The sequence below is a fragment of the Flavihumibacter petaseus NBRC 106054 genome (assembly GCF_000974785.1).
Taxonomy (GTDB): domain Bacteria; phylum Bacteroidota; class Bacteroidia; order Chitinophagales; family Chitinophagaceae; genus Flavihumibacter; species Flavihumibacter petaseus.
On sequence record NZ_BBWV01000002.1, the window covers coordinates 207,760 to 220,275 of the forward strand.

The 12,516-nt window shown below is 50.1% G+C and carries 11 protein-coding genes and 2 pseudogenes; 7 read left to right on the forward strand and 6 right to left on the reverse strand.

What is annotated here, in order from left to right; genetic code table 11:
• The first annotated feature begins 350 nt into the window (after window positions 1–350).
• Both FPE01S_RS10705 and FPE01S_RS26435 read left to right on the forward strand, forming a co-directional pair.
• Window positions 351–1,634, forward strand: coding sequence for a hypothetical protein (locus FPE01S_RS10705; protein WP_157473987.1), 1,284 nt, complete (start codon window positions 351–353; stop codon window positions 1,632–1,634).
• 256 nt (window positions 1,635–1,890) lie between these two features.
• Window positions 1,891–2,052: pseudogene (locus tag FPE01S_RS26435) on the forward strand (DUF6496 domain-containing protein); the annotation flags it as partial.
• A gap of 197 nt (window positions 2,053–2,249) precedes the next feature.
• Here the strand turns inward: FPE01S_RS26435 and FPE01S_RS26440 are convergent.
• Window positions 2,250–2,312 (reverse strand): annotated as a pseudogene (locus FPE01S_RS26440) (pentapeptide repeat-containing protein); the annotation flags it as partial.
• 42 nt (window positions 2,313–2,354) lie between these two features.
• On the opposite strand from FPE01S_RS26440, the gene FPE01S_RS10715 reads away from it, so the two are divergent.
• Together FPE01S_RS10715 and FPE01S_RS10720 are read left to right on the forward strand one after the other, a co-directional pair.
• Window positions 2,355–3,008, forward strand: coding sequence for a DUF6766 family protein (locus tag FPE01S_RS10715; protein ID WP_046369016.1), 654 nt, complete (start codon window positions 2,355–2,357; stop codon window positions 3,006–3,008).
• Window positions 3,009–3,019: 11 nt separating this feature from the next.
• On the forward strand, window positions 3,020–3,535 hold the full coding sequence (locus tag FPE01S_RS10720; RefSeq protein ID WP_046369017.1) for a CinA family protein: 516 nt from the start codon (window positions 3,020–3,022) through the stop codon (window positions 3,533–3,535).
• Here FPE01S_RS10720 and FPE01S_RS25450 read toward each other — a convergent pair.
• From FPE01S_RS25450 to FPE01S_RS10740, 5 genes are all read right to left on the reverse strand, one after another.
• Window positions 3,532–3,648: a low affinity iron permease family protein gene (locus FPE01S_RS25450; RefSeq protein WP_083990231.1), complete on the reverse strand. Its 117-nt coding sequence runs from the start codon at window positions 3,646–3,648 to the stop codon at window positions 3,532–3,534. The two genes, FPE01S_RS10720 and FPE01S_RS25450, sit on opposite strands and share 4 nt — an antisense overlap.
• Before the next feature lie 96 nt (window positions 3,649–3,744).
• Complete coding sequence (locus tag FPE01S_RS10725; protein ID WP_046369018.1) at window positions 3,745–5,295, reverse strand: FAD-dependent oxidoreductase; 1,551 nt, start codon at window positions 5,293–5,295, stop codon at window positions 3,745–3,747.
• Window positions 5,292–5,843, reverse strand: a complete 552-nt coding sequence (locus tag FPE01S_RS10730) for a cupin domain-containing protein (protein WP_046369019.1) — start codon at window positions 5,841–5,843, stop codon at window positions 5,292–5,294. The genes FPE01S_RS10725 and FPE01S_RS10730 overlap by 4 nt, the downstream gene beginning before the upstream one ends.
• 2 nt (window positions 5,844–5,845) lie before the next feature.
• Complete coding sequence (locus FPE01S_RS10735) at window positions 5,846–7,015, reverse strand: zinc-dependent alcohol dehydrogenase (protein WP_046369020.1); 1,170 nt, start codon at window positions 7,013–7,015, stop codon at window positions 5,846–5,848.
• Window positions 7,012–7,812 carry an SDR family NAD(P)-dependent oxidoreductase gene (locus FPE01S_RS10740; RefSeq protein ID WP_046369021.1) on the reverse strand — a complete coding sequence of 267 codons (801 nt, stop codon included), beginning with the start codon at window positions 7,810–7,812 and terminating at the stop codon, window positions 7,012–7,014. Before FPE01S_RS10740 ends, FPE01S_RS10735 begins: the two co-directional genes overlap by 4 nt.
• Window positions 7,813–8,025: 213 nt before the next feature.
• Here FPE01S_RS10740 and FPE01S_RS10745 point away from each other — a divergent pair, with 213 nt between their 5' ends.
• From FPE01S_RS10745 to FPE01S_RS10755, 3 genes are all read left to right on the forward strand, one after another.
• Window positions 8,026–9,513 (forward strand): alpha-amylase, encoded by a 1,488-nt coding sequence (locus tag FPE01S_RS10745; protein ID WP_046369022.1) that lies wholly within the window; start codon window positions 8,026–8,028, stop codon window positions 9,511–9,513.
• Window positions 9,514–9,794: 281 nt separating this feature from the next.
• Entirely contained in the window at window positions 9,795–9,995 is a 201-nt protein-coding gene (locus FPE01S_RS10750) for a hypothetical protein (protein WP_157473988.1), read from the forward strand.
• A gap of 148 nt (window positions 9,996–10,143) precedes the next feature.
• A complete protein-coding gene (locus tag FPE01S_RS10755) occupies window positions 10,144–12,267 on the forward strand; it encodes a bifunctional rhamnulose-1-phosphate aldolase/short-chain dehydrogenase (protein WP_046369024.1) in 2,124 nt (707 codons plus the stop codon).
• Window positions 12,268–12,516: the final 249 nt, after the last annotated feature.

Genomic DNA, 12,516 nt, shown 5'->3' on the forward strand with positions numbered 1-12,516 from the left:
TACTGGTGCTTATTGCTAAACGATGGCCTCGTAAATGTTACATGGATTTACGATGACTAATAAAGATTCAAATACCTCTCAGGCACTATCATTCCACTTTGGAATGACGGTAAATTTTTCTTTGCGCCCTTGCTCCTTCGCGCTTTGCGTGAAACAAAATAGCGCGCAGCGCCGATTCTATTGCTGGAAAACACCGGGTTCTATTTACTGAAAGCTTTCAACCATCCTTGCGCGAAACGAAAGCAGCATTCGGGTGCTTTCCACAATTCATTCATGAAATCCGACATTTCGGACACGAAATCTCCCGGTAGCGGGCAACCGATTTGTCAGGTGGGGAAAATTATCAGATGATGAAAAGATTTACCCGCATGAGCACGTACCTGGTGGGAATTGCTTTGTTGGCCGCTATTGCTCCCGGTTGTCAGAAGGATCATGATAAGATCCCGGTGGATGATGAAGTTGAGATAACGCCGCTGGTCCGCCCGCAGGGCCAGTCGCTGGGGCCGGTTGTGTCGAAGCAGATCGGTGCTGCCGGAGGAACTGTGGAAACGCCGGGTGGCGCGATCAAATTGCAGATCCCGCCAGGAGCGCTTAATGCAGAAACTACGATCGGTATCGAGCCTATCACCAATACCAATATCGCCGGCGTGGGACCGTCTTTCCGGCTTACGCCACATGGACAACAATTTGCCCAGCCGGTTACCATCACTTATGCCTATGGTAATTATACCGACAGTATTCCACTGACACAGACACTGGGGTTGTCTTACCAGGACGAAAATGGTGTCTGGCGTTTTGTTGGTGCAGATCAGACCGATATTGAGATGAAACGGGTGAGCTATCGTACGAAGCATTTCAGCAATTGGTCGATGATGAACAGGATTTCCCTTGCACCCCTCCAGGCAGACCTGGATCCCGGTGCCACCCAAACCGTGCGTGCCCTGGTTTTTACTCCTGTAGATTCAGACGACCTGCTGGCGCCACTGAGCAATGATCCTAATGGTGCCTATTATGACCGTGGATATCCGGTAGGTGAGGCAGCGCCTATGCCTTCCCGCTTTATTAAATCCTGGGAACTTCATGGTCCCGGTAACCTTACACGGGCATCATCCAGTACAGTAACCTACAAAGCGCCGGCATCTGTGGAAGGAATGGTGACTGCGACGGTGACACTTGAATTGAATTCACCGACACCTGGAACTTACCTGTTGTTGTCGAAGCTGAATGTTCTTGGGAATGGATGGATCGAGCTGAGCATTGCAGGCGGAGCGCCGGTAAAATTTCCAGCATCAGGAATTGGAAAGATGGGAGACCGGTATCTTTTGTCGAATCCTGAAAATGAGGGGGGCGGTTATTTTCTGCTGGCCTGGAACGGGGGTGTGGGTGTCTACAATTATGACCTTTCCAATACCGGTAACCATTTTCATTTTCAAACGAGCACAACCACTTACATGAGCAGGTTTGCGGATCCCGAGGTCGGACTATTTCCCAGTGGCGGACAGATTAATATTACAAAACTCAGTAATGGTCGTGCCGAAGGAACCTTCACCGTTACTGATGCCGGCTATGGACCTACATTAACTTCGAAAACGACGGCAAGCGGTAAGTTCAGTGCAAAGCTGAATGAGCAATAAACGATTTTGAAATCAGCACTATTTTACACAACAATGGGAAATAACCCGCGGCCCCGGCCGCGGGTTATCTTTGCGCGCTTCCGGCCGCAGGCCGGTAACTTTCCGTCTACCTGCTAATCAAACGCTAAACTAGTCAACACTTCACCTTTTCTAAATTCTTCGCGCCTTTGCCCCTTGGCGTGCTTTGCGTGAAAATCAAAAACATCCGTGAAACCCAGCTGGCAGACCATTTGCATCTGGTTCAAAAAAAACTACTATGGCAAAGTATTCACCAAGAGCTGGCGCTAAAGTAGAAAGGGCCATGCACGAAATGAAACACGGACAATTAAGGAGTGGCGGAAGCGGCAAAAAAGTGACCAGCAGAAAGCAGGCGATCGCTATCGGATTGTCTGAAGCAAGGGAAGAAGGAGCGAAAGTGCCCACAAAGAAAAGCGCATCTCCACGTAAGTCCGCGGCAAAAAAGAGCACGTCCGGATCTGCAGCACCGCGTAAAAAGGCAGCGACTAAGAAAAGTGCACCTGCACGGAAAGCAGCTTCAAAGAAGAGCGCTCCGCGGAAGGCCGCTGCAAAAAAAACTGCGCCGCGTAAATCAGCAACCAGGAAATCTGCACCACGAAAGGCAGCACCGCGGAAAGTCGCTTCTCGCAAATCAGCACCCCGCAAATCAGCCGGCCGCAAAAGCAGTTGAGTAATGGTGTAGAAATTGCTATACAGTGAAGTATGAAATGGTTACGTAACAACGGACTTTCTATAGCTTTTTTCCTGATGTTCCTGGGCGCCATCAGCAGCCAGTACTTCACGGGCTATGCAGTTTACAATAAGAACAGGCAGGAGGAAGGACAATCACCCGTAGGTTATGGTGCTTATTTTTCCTCCGGCCATTTTATTGAAGCCACGTTTGAGAATTGGGAAAGTGAGTTTCTGCAGATGGCATTTTTTGTATTGTTTACAATCTGGTTGCGGCAAAAGGGATCTTCTGAATCCAAAAAGTGTGACGAACCGGAGGAGGTTGACCGCGAACCTTCGCCTCTGCGAAAAGACGCGCCGTGGCCTGTCCGCAAAGGCGGTTTTGTACTGAAACTGTATAAACATTCACTCACCATTGCCTTACTGCTATTATTCGTTCTGTCTTTTGCGCTGCATTTTTATGGCAGTCTGAAAGACGAAAATGAGGAGTTGGCGCGGAAGGGGTTGCCCCTGGAACCGGCCCGTCAGTATCTCGGCGATTCGCGGTTCTGGTTTGAATCCTTTCAGAACTGGCAAAGTGAATTTCTCAGTGTGTTTGCCATTATTGTATTGTCGATCTTCCTGCGCCAGCAGGGGTCGTCACAATCCAAACCCGTGGATGCCCCCCATTACGAAACAGGTGAATAAAGTACAACAGCATGGAAATTTTCAATAAAACAGTACTGGAGAAAATTGGCAGGCAATTGAAAGAAAGGAAGGAGACTATTGCAGTAGCGGAAAGCGTTACATCGGGACTGTTGCAGTATGCTTTCTCGCAGATTCCCGAAGCGGCTACTTTTTTTCAGGGTGGAATAACGGCCTATAACCTGGCACAAAAGTACAAATGCCTGGCGGTGGAACCGATACACGCTGAAGCGGTCAACAGCGTATCAAAGGAAGTTGCTGAAGAAATGGCTGTGGGGGTAATGCAGCTTTTTCATAGCCATTGGGGAATAGGCATTACTGGCTATGCTTCTCCGGTGCCAGAGGCAGGAGGAAAACTGTTTGCCTGGTTCGCGATTGCATATATGGGAAAGGTACGGATGGTGAGGAAACTGGTACTGCGCAAAGGAGATCCGCCTGTAGTGCAGGAAAAATACGCTTTTGCAGTTACTGAAGCGCTGGTTGAGCAGTTGGTCAAAGGCAGAAGCGGTCGCCGGGGCGGTCGCCGTTAACAAAGATTGACTGGCAGTGAATGCGAGTTTTCGTTACACGCGATCAGTTCATTAAGTTTGATCTGGAGCGCAACGGTATCTTTATTTTGTGACTGTTGGATGATGAATACCATCAGGAAGGTGATGATGGTAGTGCCGGTATATTGGCCCCGTTACTGCCCAGATGACAATGACCATAAAGATCGAATGCGGATCTAAGTCCTTTTGTTTTATGTTGTTTCATTTGGTGATGTTGATTTCCCGGGAGCGACAGGGATGGCTTCAAGATCTTTGTCAGCGGGACCGTTCAACACCCTGCCATCCACGCTGTAGCGTGCGCCGTGGCAGGGGCAGTCCCACGACAGTTCTGTTGCATTCCACTGCACGCCGCATTTGAGGTGCGTGCACACATGACTTACGGCATGCACTTCCCCGGATTCATCTTTATACATGGCGACGGCATCTCCTTCAAAGTTTACGATCCCGGCTTCCCCGGGGGCAAGTGCCACCAGTTCAGGGATCTTATCGGCAGGCAAGAGTCGTTTGACCAATTCCTTTACCACCCCGACATTCTGTTGCAGGAAGTTTTTGAAACCGGCTATTGGCTTCACCCTGAACGGATCGAATACCTTCCGGTAGGGATGGTCATTGACAAGGATCAGATCAGTGAGCACGAGGGCTGCAACGCTGCTGTAGGTCATGCCATTTCCGCCAAACCCGGTGGCAACATAGATATGCTGCCCATGACCCGGTAGCAAACCGATATAGGGGAGACCATCCGCAGGCTCATAGTATTGTGATGACCATTTTGCAACGACCTGGTCTACCGGAAACAGGTGGCGGGCATGCGCTTCAAGCTCCCGCACAGGGTTATTGGTGTTGAGCTCAACGCCGGTGGGATGATCATAGCCGCCTGCAATAAGGTAAGTCTGACCATCCACTTCCTGGCTGCGGTAATAATGATAGGGGTCCTGCATATCGTAGAAGAGATCTGCTGGGTAATTATTGTCGGCGAGCGTGAACGCCATGGCGTAGGAGCGCCAGGGACTGGACCGCAGGTGCAGCCAGTTGACGCCGGGTGGAATATGCGTGGCGTAGATGAGGTCAGTAGTGCTGTATTCGTTGCGATTGGTGATCACGGAAAGCGGGCTCTTCTCTTTTACTTCCAGCACTCTTTCCTCCAGCTGGATGACACCGCCCAGGTTTTCGAATGCAGCGGCCAGCCCGAAAGTGTACTTCAGGGGGTGAAATTTTGCCTGGCCGCTAATCCGGGCGGCTTCAATATGTGGTACGTTGAAGGGCGCGGTCAAACCGGTCTCCATCATCAACCCCGCTTTTCTTGTTGCTACGGCGATTTCCTGCAACTCTTCCTGCTGCTTTTTATCCTGCGCCATCAGCCAGGCATCTGCAGGCTCAAATCCGCAATCTATATGATAGCTCGTCATATTCTGCTGGATAAAAGCAATCGCTTCACTGGCAGCACTGGCAACGTGCCGGGCGGTGTCTTCATTGAAATTTTTGATAATCGTGGAATAAGGCGTGTCCAAAAGGGTGTTCAGGTGGGCCGTTGTGCCGCCGGTGGTTCCATAGCCAAGTTGCGCCGCCTCCAGTACCAGGCATTTTTTTCCGGCCCGTTGCAGTGAAAGTGCCGTGGAGATCCCGGTAATGCCTCCGCCAACAATGATCACTTCATAAGCGCGGTCTGAAGATGATTTATTTGCCGGTTCAAATGCCGGTTGCTGTTGCCAGAGGCTCCTGTTCGCACCATCTCTCGTACTCATAAAATTATTTCTGTCTCGTTGAGAATCGTGATTTGTCTCCTGGTTTTGCCCCAGACCTGCAGCAATGGATCATTTTCGCCGTAGATGGGTCCCATGGACGGCAGCGATAGTGCATAGATCTTTTTGTCTGTCCATGGCCGCTCCTGCGGCTTGCCATAGTTGATGTCAAAATCCTTTCCCCCGGGGTATCCTCCAACACAGATCACGTCCTTTTCTTTCCCCAGGTTCAGGTGTGCCACACCTGCGGGAATGACCAGCACATCTCCTTTGATCAGGTCAACTGTAACCCCTTCCTCACCACCGAGCCAGATCACCGTGCTACCTTTGATCACTGCCATTACTTCATGGGTATTGCTGTGGTAATGGGCATAGGTATAAATGCCGTTCGTCCAGTTGTTGGACCAGCCGTGCTGCCGGAAAAGTTGTTTGACTCTCGTCGCCGGAAACCACCACGGGATATTCAGTACATCACGGTAATGCAATACCGGCAGCGGGTTGCCGGGGAATTGTTCGTCTCCTTCGATATAATACAGTTCAGGTTCTATCATGGTTATAAGGTTGGGTCCAATACTACTTTGACACAATTGTCTTCTTTCTTTTTAAACATCGCATAGCCATCGGCGATTTGTGAAAGCGGCAGGCGATGCGTGATGATATCATTTAGCTTCACTTTTCCCTGCTGTACCACGTTCATCAGCATGTCGATGTATTTGTGCGCCGGTGCCTGTCCGCCGCGCATCGTGATGCCTTTATCAAAAAATTGTCCGACTGGGAAATTGTCGTAGGTAGTCGGATAAACGCCCAGCACAGAAACGAATCCGCCGCGTCTTACACTGCTCATGCACGCTTCCAGGACCTTGGGTGAACCCTTCTCCAGGTTGATCACAGCTTTGGCACGATCGAGAAAATTACGGTCAGGTTCAAAGCCCACGGCTTCTATACAGACATCAGCACCGCGACCATCAGTAAGGGTACGGATCATTTCTGTCACGTTTTTACCATCACCCTCCCATAGAATAATTTCCGCATTGGTAGTTTGCCTGGCCTTGTCGAGCCGGTACTGCAGCGTGTCAACGATGATCACGCGACCGGCACTGCGCAGCCAGGCGCTTTTTGCCGCCATTAGTCCGACTGGCCCGGAACCATAAATTACAATGGTTTCGCCTCCCTTGACATTGGCCCAGTCGACCCCGGTATAGCCGGTAGGGAAGATGTCTGTAAGAAATAGTACCTGCTCATCGGTTAGTCCATCCGGTACTTTCCGCGGACCGAAATCTGCGTAGGGCACGCGCACATATTCTGCCTGTCCGCCGTCATAGCCACCATACAGGTCGGTGTATCCGAAAAGCGCTCCGCCCTTTTGGGTGAACAGGCCACCTTCGGGCCCATAGTGCTCAGGATTACTGTTTTCACAATGGCCGGGCAGATCGTGCTGGCAAAAAAAACAGGCCCCGCAAGCAATCGGAAAAGGTACGACCACACGATCGCCCGGCTGTAGATTTTTCACCGCTTTGCCGGTCTCTTCCACGATGCCCATGAACTCATGCCCAAGCGTCATCGGCCTGGGCTGGGGAATGCCACCAGAATAGATATGGAGATCGGAACCGCAGATCGCGGTAGCGGTTACTTTCAAAATGATATCGGTATCTTCTTTCATTTTAGGGTCTTCAACATTGTCACACTTGACAATACCTGGACCATGAATTCTTGCTGCTTTCATTGTTTATCTTTTGAGACGGGTTCCTGTTGTTTTTTCATCATGTCGGCCACATTGCTTTCGGGCATCACATTGGCGGCGGCCATCATCATCTTGTTCTTGAATCCGGAGATCACTTTGTCCTTATCGGCCAGGAGGGCGTCATAACCATCTTTGGCTACTTTTGCCGGGTCAGACAATTTGTCTTTGTCCTGCACCGCTTTGGAGTCTTCCATATTGGCCTTATTGAAGAAATCGGTATCGGTAGCGCCTGGCAGTAAAGCGGTAACCACGATGCCTTCCTCTTTCAGTTCGCTGCGTAATGCTTCAGTGAAGGATTGTACGAAAGCCTTGGTGCCATGGTAAACCGACTGCCAGGGACCCGGTGTTTTACCCGCAATACTGGAAACATTCAGGATGCTGCCTTCGCCCCTTTCCAGCATATTCGGCAGGAAAAGCTTGGTCAGCGTCACCAGGCTGCAGATGTTCAGCTGAATGATGTCGAGTTCCCGATCAATATCGGTGTCCTTAAACAAGCCGTATTCTCCCTGGCCGGCATCGTTGACCAGTATTTCCACTATATACTGATCGTTTACTTCCTGGTAAAGTTCAAACGGCGCGTCGGGATCAAAAAGGTCTTTGGCGATGGTCACCACATCAACGCCCTGCGCTGTCAATTCATTTTTCGCTGCGTCGAGGTCGCTTTGTGTACGGGCTACCAGTATGAGGTTGTGTCCATCCCTCGCGAACAGCCTGGCCAGTTCCAGCCCGATTCCCGCGGAGCCGCCGGTGATCAGGGTGTAAGTTTTTCCTGCTTCCATATTGTCATCTTTTATTGTTTGCGCATTGTGTCGGCCGCTCTACAGGTTTCAGCAATTGCGTAAGTGACACCCCGTTGGTGATAACGTGATTCCTTCCTTTACTACTGAATATTTGTCTGGTGCCATGCCGTTCTCTCATCTGTAAGAAGGAAAATTCAAAGCATATGCCATCGGTGTGGTATGTGATTGGCGTGCAGGAACCAAACAATCAGCATGAGGAGAAATGGTACGATGATTCAATTTTTCGACTGGTATATTCCTGCCGACAGTACTCACTGGCAGCGCTTTAAAGACCTGATCCCGACCCTGACTGATACAGGCATTACCGCCGCCTGGTTACCGCCGGCCTATAAAGGGACAACGGGAGTGGAGTCTAGAGGTTATGATGTATATGATATTTACGACCTGGGGGAGTTTGATCAGAAAGGGACGGTAGCAACGCGGTTTGGCACAAAGGAACAATACATCGTGGCGGTAAAGGCTGCGCGTGAGGCCGGACTTGATGTGTATGTGGACATAGTATTGAACCATATGGGGGGCGCGGAGGAAACAGAGCCTGTCCGTGTTCGTAAAATGGATCCGGAGGACCGGACAAAAGCCATTGAAGAGGAGAGAACCATCCAGGCTTACACCCGTTTTACCTTTCCGGGAAGGAATGGAAAGTATTCTGATTTTACGTGGGACAAAAGCTGTTTTACCGGTGTGGACCTCGCAGCGGATACCCGGGAGTACGGCATTTTCAATATCATTTCGGAATATGAAGACTGGGAACCAATGGCAAGTGAAGAAAAAGGAAATTTTGATTTTCTGATGCTGAATGATATCGAAACGCGCAAGCCGCAGGTAAGGGAAGAATTAAAACGATTGATTGCATGGTATGGTCAGACGGTGCCGTTCAATGGTGTGCGGCTGGATGCGGTGAAACATATCAATCCTGGCTTTTATGCCGAATGGCTGGATCATGCGCGGGCCGTAATCAGCAAGGATCTGTTTGCAGTAGGAGAGTACTGGAAGACAGACGATGTCAATGCACTGATCCATTACCTTGAACTGGTAGGTGACCGGATGATGCTGATGGATGCTCCCCTGCACGAATCGCTCGCGAAGGCTTCAAGAGAGGGTAGGGATTTCGATATGCGGACCATCTTTGACGGCAGCCTGGTACAGCGCAGACCTGAGAAGGCAGTGACCTTTGTAGACAACCATGATACCCAGCCGTTGCAGTCCCTCGAGGATACCACGCAGGATTGGTTCCGGCTGCACGGGTATGCATTGATCCTGTTGCGGAAGGATGGTTATCCTGTGGTATTCTATCCGCATGCATTTGGCAGCCACTACAAAGACGATAAGGGTGATGGCGAAAAAGAAGTGGTGCTTCACCCGGTCGTCGGACTGGACCGCATGGTGGGGCTGCGAAGCACGCATGCCTATGGCGATCAGAATGATGTTTTTGAATCTCAGCATTGCATTGGCTGGGTGAGGGAGGGGGTGGCGGAAATGCCTGGATCCGGAATGGTCGTTGTCTTGAATACCGATCCTGAAAATGGCAGGGAGTTGGAAATTAACCTGCCGGGTTCACTGAAAGATAAAGTCATGTATGACGGGATAGAACAGTGCGACAATGAAGTACATACCGGTGATGGTGCGGGTGTCAGATTTCCGGTGAAGCCAAATGGAGTTTCTGTCTGGATTTGCAGGTAGCGAAAATCGTAGTTTCATAGGCCAATATGGGGAACTACGCTGAAATACAAGTCGGTAGCACAGGACCCGACATAGCGATGGATACTGCAGCGCTGCCTGCTTACGCTAAAGCTTCTGTAGGCAATACGCACCTTTTTTTGTTTCGCGCAATGATTGCAAGGAGAGCCGGCCAATGGTATAGTTTTTTATAACCATAGTTATTAAATGGCTTCAAACCTTTTCATGTGGAACTTATTTATGTACAGCTATTTATTGAGGGCGTGGAATACAGATTGGGATTCATGAAGTCTGGAAATCAGTTTGAACTTTTGGAACCAGATGATATAGTCAAAAGAATTGGCTATCCTTTTATTATTACACGAGACGATCAGGGAAGGTTGTCATGGGATAAAATGCCAAGGGACCTGGCGATTTCTCCCTATGAAATCGCCATTGCGTTGAAATCTGTATTTGACAGTGAGGAGACATATGGCGTGATCTAGTCGTTCTTCTCACTTCACGACTGGGAGCTGCCCCACCCAATCCTTCACATATAATCAGCTCATTTTCGCGATGGAAGTGTAGCGTCATGACAGGGCATGACAGAAAACCAAAAGTGGGCTTCTACTTTTATTTTCTAATTCACCTATCATGAATGATACAATTACACCTGCTTTCCAACATGTGAGCTACCTGTGGGATGCGGACAAAGCAGCGCAACTGGAAGGCGATGAAGTCGCTCTCCTGATTTACCGCTCCAACCTGTTGGGCGCGGACCTTCGGTTAACCAATTATGGTGGTGGCAACACCTCCTGCAAAACAACAGGGATCGACCCTGTGAGCGGAAAATCAACTGAAGTGATGTGGGTAAAGGGGTCCGGCGGGGATATCGGCACGCTGAAAAAATCAGGACTCGCTGCGCTTTATGTAGATCGGCTCCGGAGCCTCCGGCAACGGTACCGCGGATTGCAACATGAGGACGAAATGGTTGAACTGTTCAATCATTGCATTTATGATCTGAACAGCAAGGCACCTTCAATCGACACTCCCCTGCACGCTTTTCTTCCATACAAACATATAGACCATCTGCATCCGGATGCCGCCATCGCTATCGCTGCCGCCAAAGACGGCAAAGCCATTACAGAATCGCTTTTCGGGGGGCGTATCGGTTGGGTAGACTGGCAACGGCCTGGTTTTGATCTTGGCCTCCGGTTGAAAAAATGCGTGGACGAGAATCCCGGCATCGTCGGGATCATGCTTGGTTCCCACGGATTGTTTACCTGGGGTGACACGGCGTATTCCTGCTACCTGAATACGCTCGAAGTGGTGGAGCAGTGTGCAAGCTATATTGCAGGAAAATCAGCAGAACAGAAACTTGTTTTCGGTGGACAAAAACTGCCGGCTGCTGAAAAGGAGCACCGCCTTCGCCAGGCAGCCGCACTCGCACCTTACCTGAGGGGCTATTGCAGCAGTCAGCAGCCGATGGTCGGACACTTCACTGACGCCCCTGAAGTACTCGGGTTCATCAACTCGCAGGATCTCAACCGTCTTGCACCAATGGGTACAAGTTGCCCGGATCATTTCCTGCGTACCAAGATCAGTCCACTTGTGCTGGAATTTCCACCTGATCAGGATATGCATGATGCCGCCGCCATTCATGCTTTGCTGCAACCTGCTTTCGAAAGCTACCGCCTCCAGTACGCAGACTACTACAATACGCACAGGCATCCTGACAGTCCCGCGATCCGGGATACTAACCCGGTGGTGATCCTGTATCCGGGTATCGGGATGTTTACTTTCTCTAAAGACAAACAGACTGCCCGTGTGGCGGCTGAATTTTACATCAATGCCATCAACGTGATGCGTGGTGCAGAGGCGATCAGTTCCTATACTTCGCTGCCCCGGCAGGAAGCATTTGATATCGAATACTGGTTGCTGGAGGAAGCGAAACTGCAGCGGATGCCCAAACCTAAGCCCTTGTCTGGCCGCATAGCACTCATTACCGGAAGCGGTGGCGGTATTGGAAAGGCCATTGCGAGGAAGATGGCGGAACAGGGTGCCTGTGTGGTGCTCACGGACGTGAATGAAGCGCGGTTAAATGAAGCGGGAGAGGAGTTTGCACTTCAGTTTGGAAGAGATGCTGTACACACTGCACTGCTTAATGTAACGGATGATCAGTCTGCCGCTGCAGCGCTGGATGCAACTGCCCGCGCCTTCGGCGGCGTAGATATAGTGGTCAACAATGCCGGTATAAGCATCAGCAAATCCATCGCTGAACATAGTTTGCAGGATTGGGATAAATTGTTTGATATCCTGGTAAAAGGACAGTTCATCGTATCCAAAGCCGGTGTGGAGGTGCTGCGCAAACAGGCGATGGGAGGAGATATCATCAATATCGTTTCGAAGAATGCGCTGGTAGCAGGTCCCAACAACGCTGGTTATGGATCTGCCAAAGCAGCACAGGCACACCTCACGCGCCTGCTTGCGGCAGAACTGGGGGGCGACAGGATCCGCGTGAATACTGTCAACCCGGATGCTGTGATCTCCGACAGCAATATATGGGCAGGCGGATGGGCTGAAGGCCGCGCTAAGGCTTATGGTATTACAGTTGATGAACTTCCGCAATACTATGCTAAGCGGACGCTGCTCAATGCCATTATTCTTCCCGAAGATATCGCCAATGCCTGCTTTGTGCTGGCCGGTGGAATGCTGAACAAATCTACCGGCAATACCATCAATGTGGATGGTGGTGTTGCGGCTGCCTTCCTGCGTTAATCTTATTTTAATACCTGGCGGTATGATGAAAAAATTGCATTCATCATACCGCTTTTTAGTTCGGGAGAAATTAAACTATCCCGGGTAATTGAATTAAAAATACACGAGCTGCAATGATGTGTGAAGCACTGTTGGTTAACTTGTAGAAGTCAGTACAGATCAGGACAGCAACGAAAAAAATATTTTCTGTTATCGGTACAGATCAGGTCAAGAATCAACACGAGGCTTTCTAATTTGGATTTAATTAAT

Coding starts and splice junctions, on each gene's coding strand:
- FPE01S_RS10705 (WP_157473987.1), top strand. CDS start 351: ATGAAAAGATTTACCCGCATGAGCACGTACCTGGTGGGAATTGCTTTG.
- FPE01S_RS10715 (WP_046369016.1), top strand. CDS start 2,355: ATGAAATGGTTACGTAACAACGGACTTTCTATAGCTTTTTTCCTGATG.
- FPE01S_RS10720 (WP_046369017.1), top strand. CDS start 3,020: ATGGAAATTTTCAATAAAACAGTACTGGAGAAAATTGGCAGGCAATTG.
- FPE01S_RS25450 (WP_083990231.1), bottom strand. CDS start 3,648: ATGGTATTCATCATCCAACAGTCACAAAATAAAGATACCGTTGCGCTC.
- FPE01S_RS10725 (WP_046369018.1), bottom strand. CDS start 5,295: ATGAGTACGAGAGATGGTGCGAACAGGAGCCTCTGGCAACAGCAACCG.
- FPE01S_RS10730 (WP_046369019.1), bottom strand. CDS start 5,843: ATGATAGAACCTGAACTGTATTATATCGAAGGAGACGAACAATTCCCC.
- FPE01S_RS10735 (WP_046369020.1), bottom strand. CDS start 7,015: ATGAAAGCAGCAAGAATTCATGGTCCAGGTATTGTCAAGTGTGACAAT.
- FPE01S_RS10740 (WP_046369021.1), bottom strand. CDS start 7,812: ATGGAAGCAGGAAAAACTTACACCCTGATCACCGGCGGCTCCGCGGGA.
- FPE01S_RS10745 (WP_046369022.1), top strand. CDS start 8,026: ATGAGGAGAAATGGTACGATGATTCAATTTTTCGACTGGTATATTCCT.
- FPE01S_RS10750 (WP_157473988.1), top strand. CDS start 9,795: ATGAAGTCTGGAAATCAGTTTGAACTTTTGGAACCAGATGATATAGTC.
- FPE01S_RS10755 (WP_046369024.1), top strand. CDS start 10,144: ATGAATGATACAATTACACCTGCTTTCCAACATGTGAGCTACCTGTGG.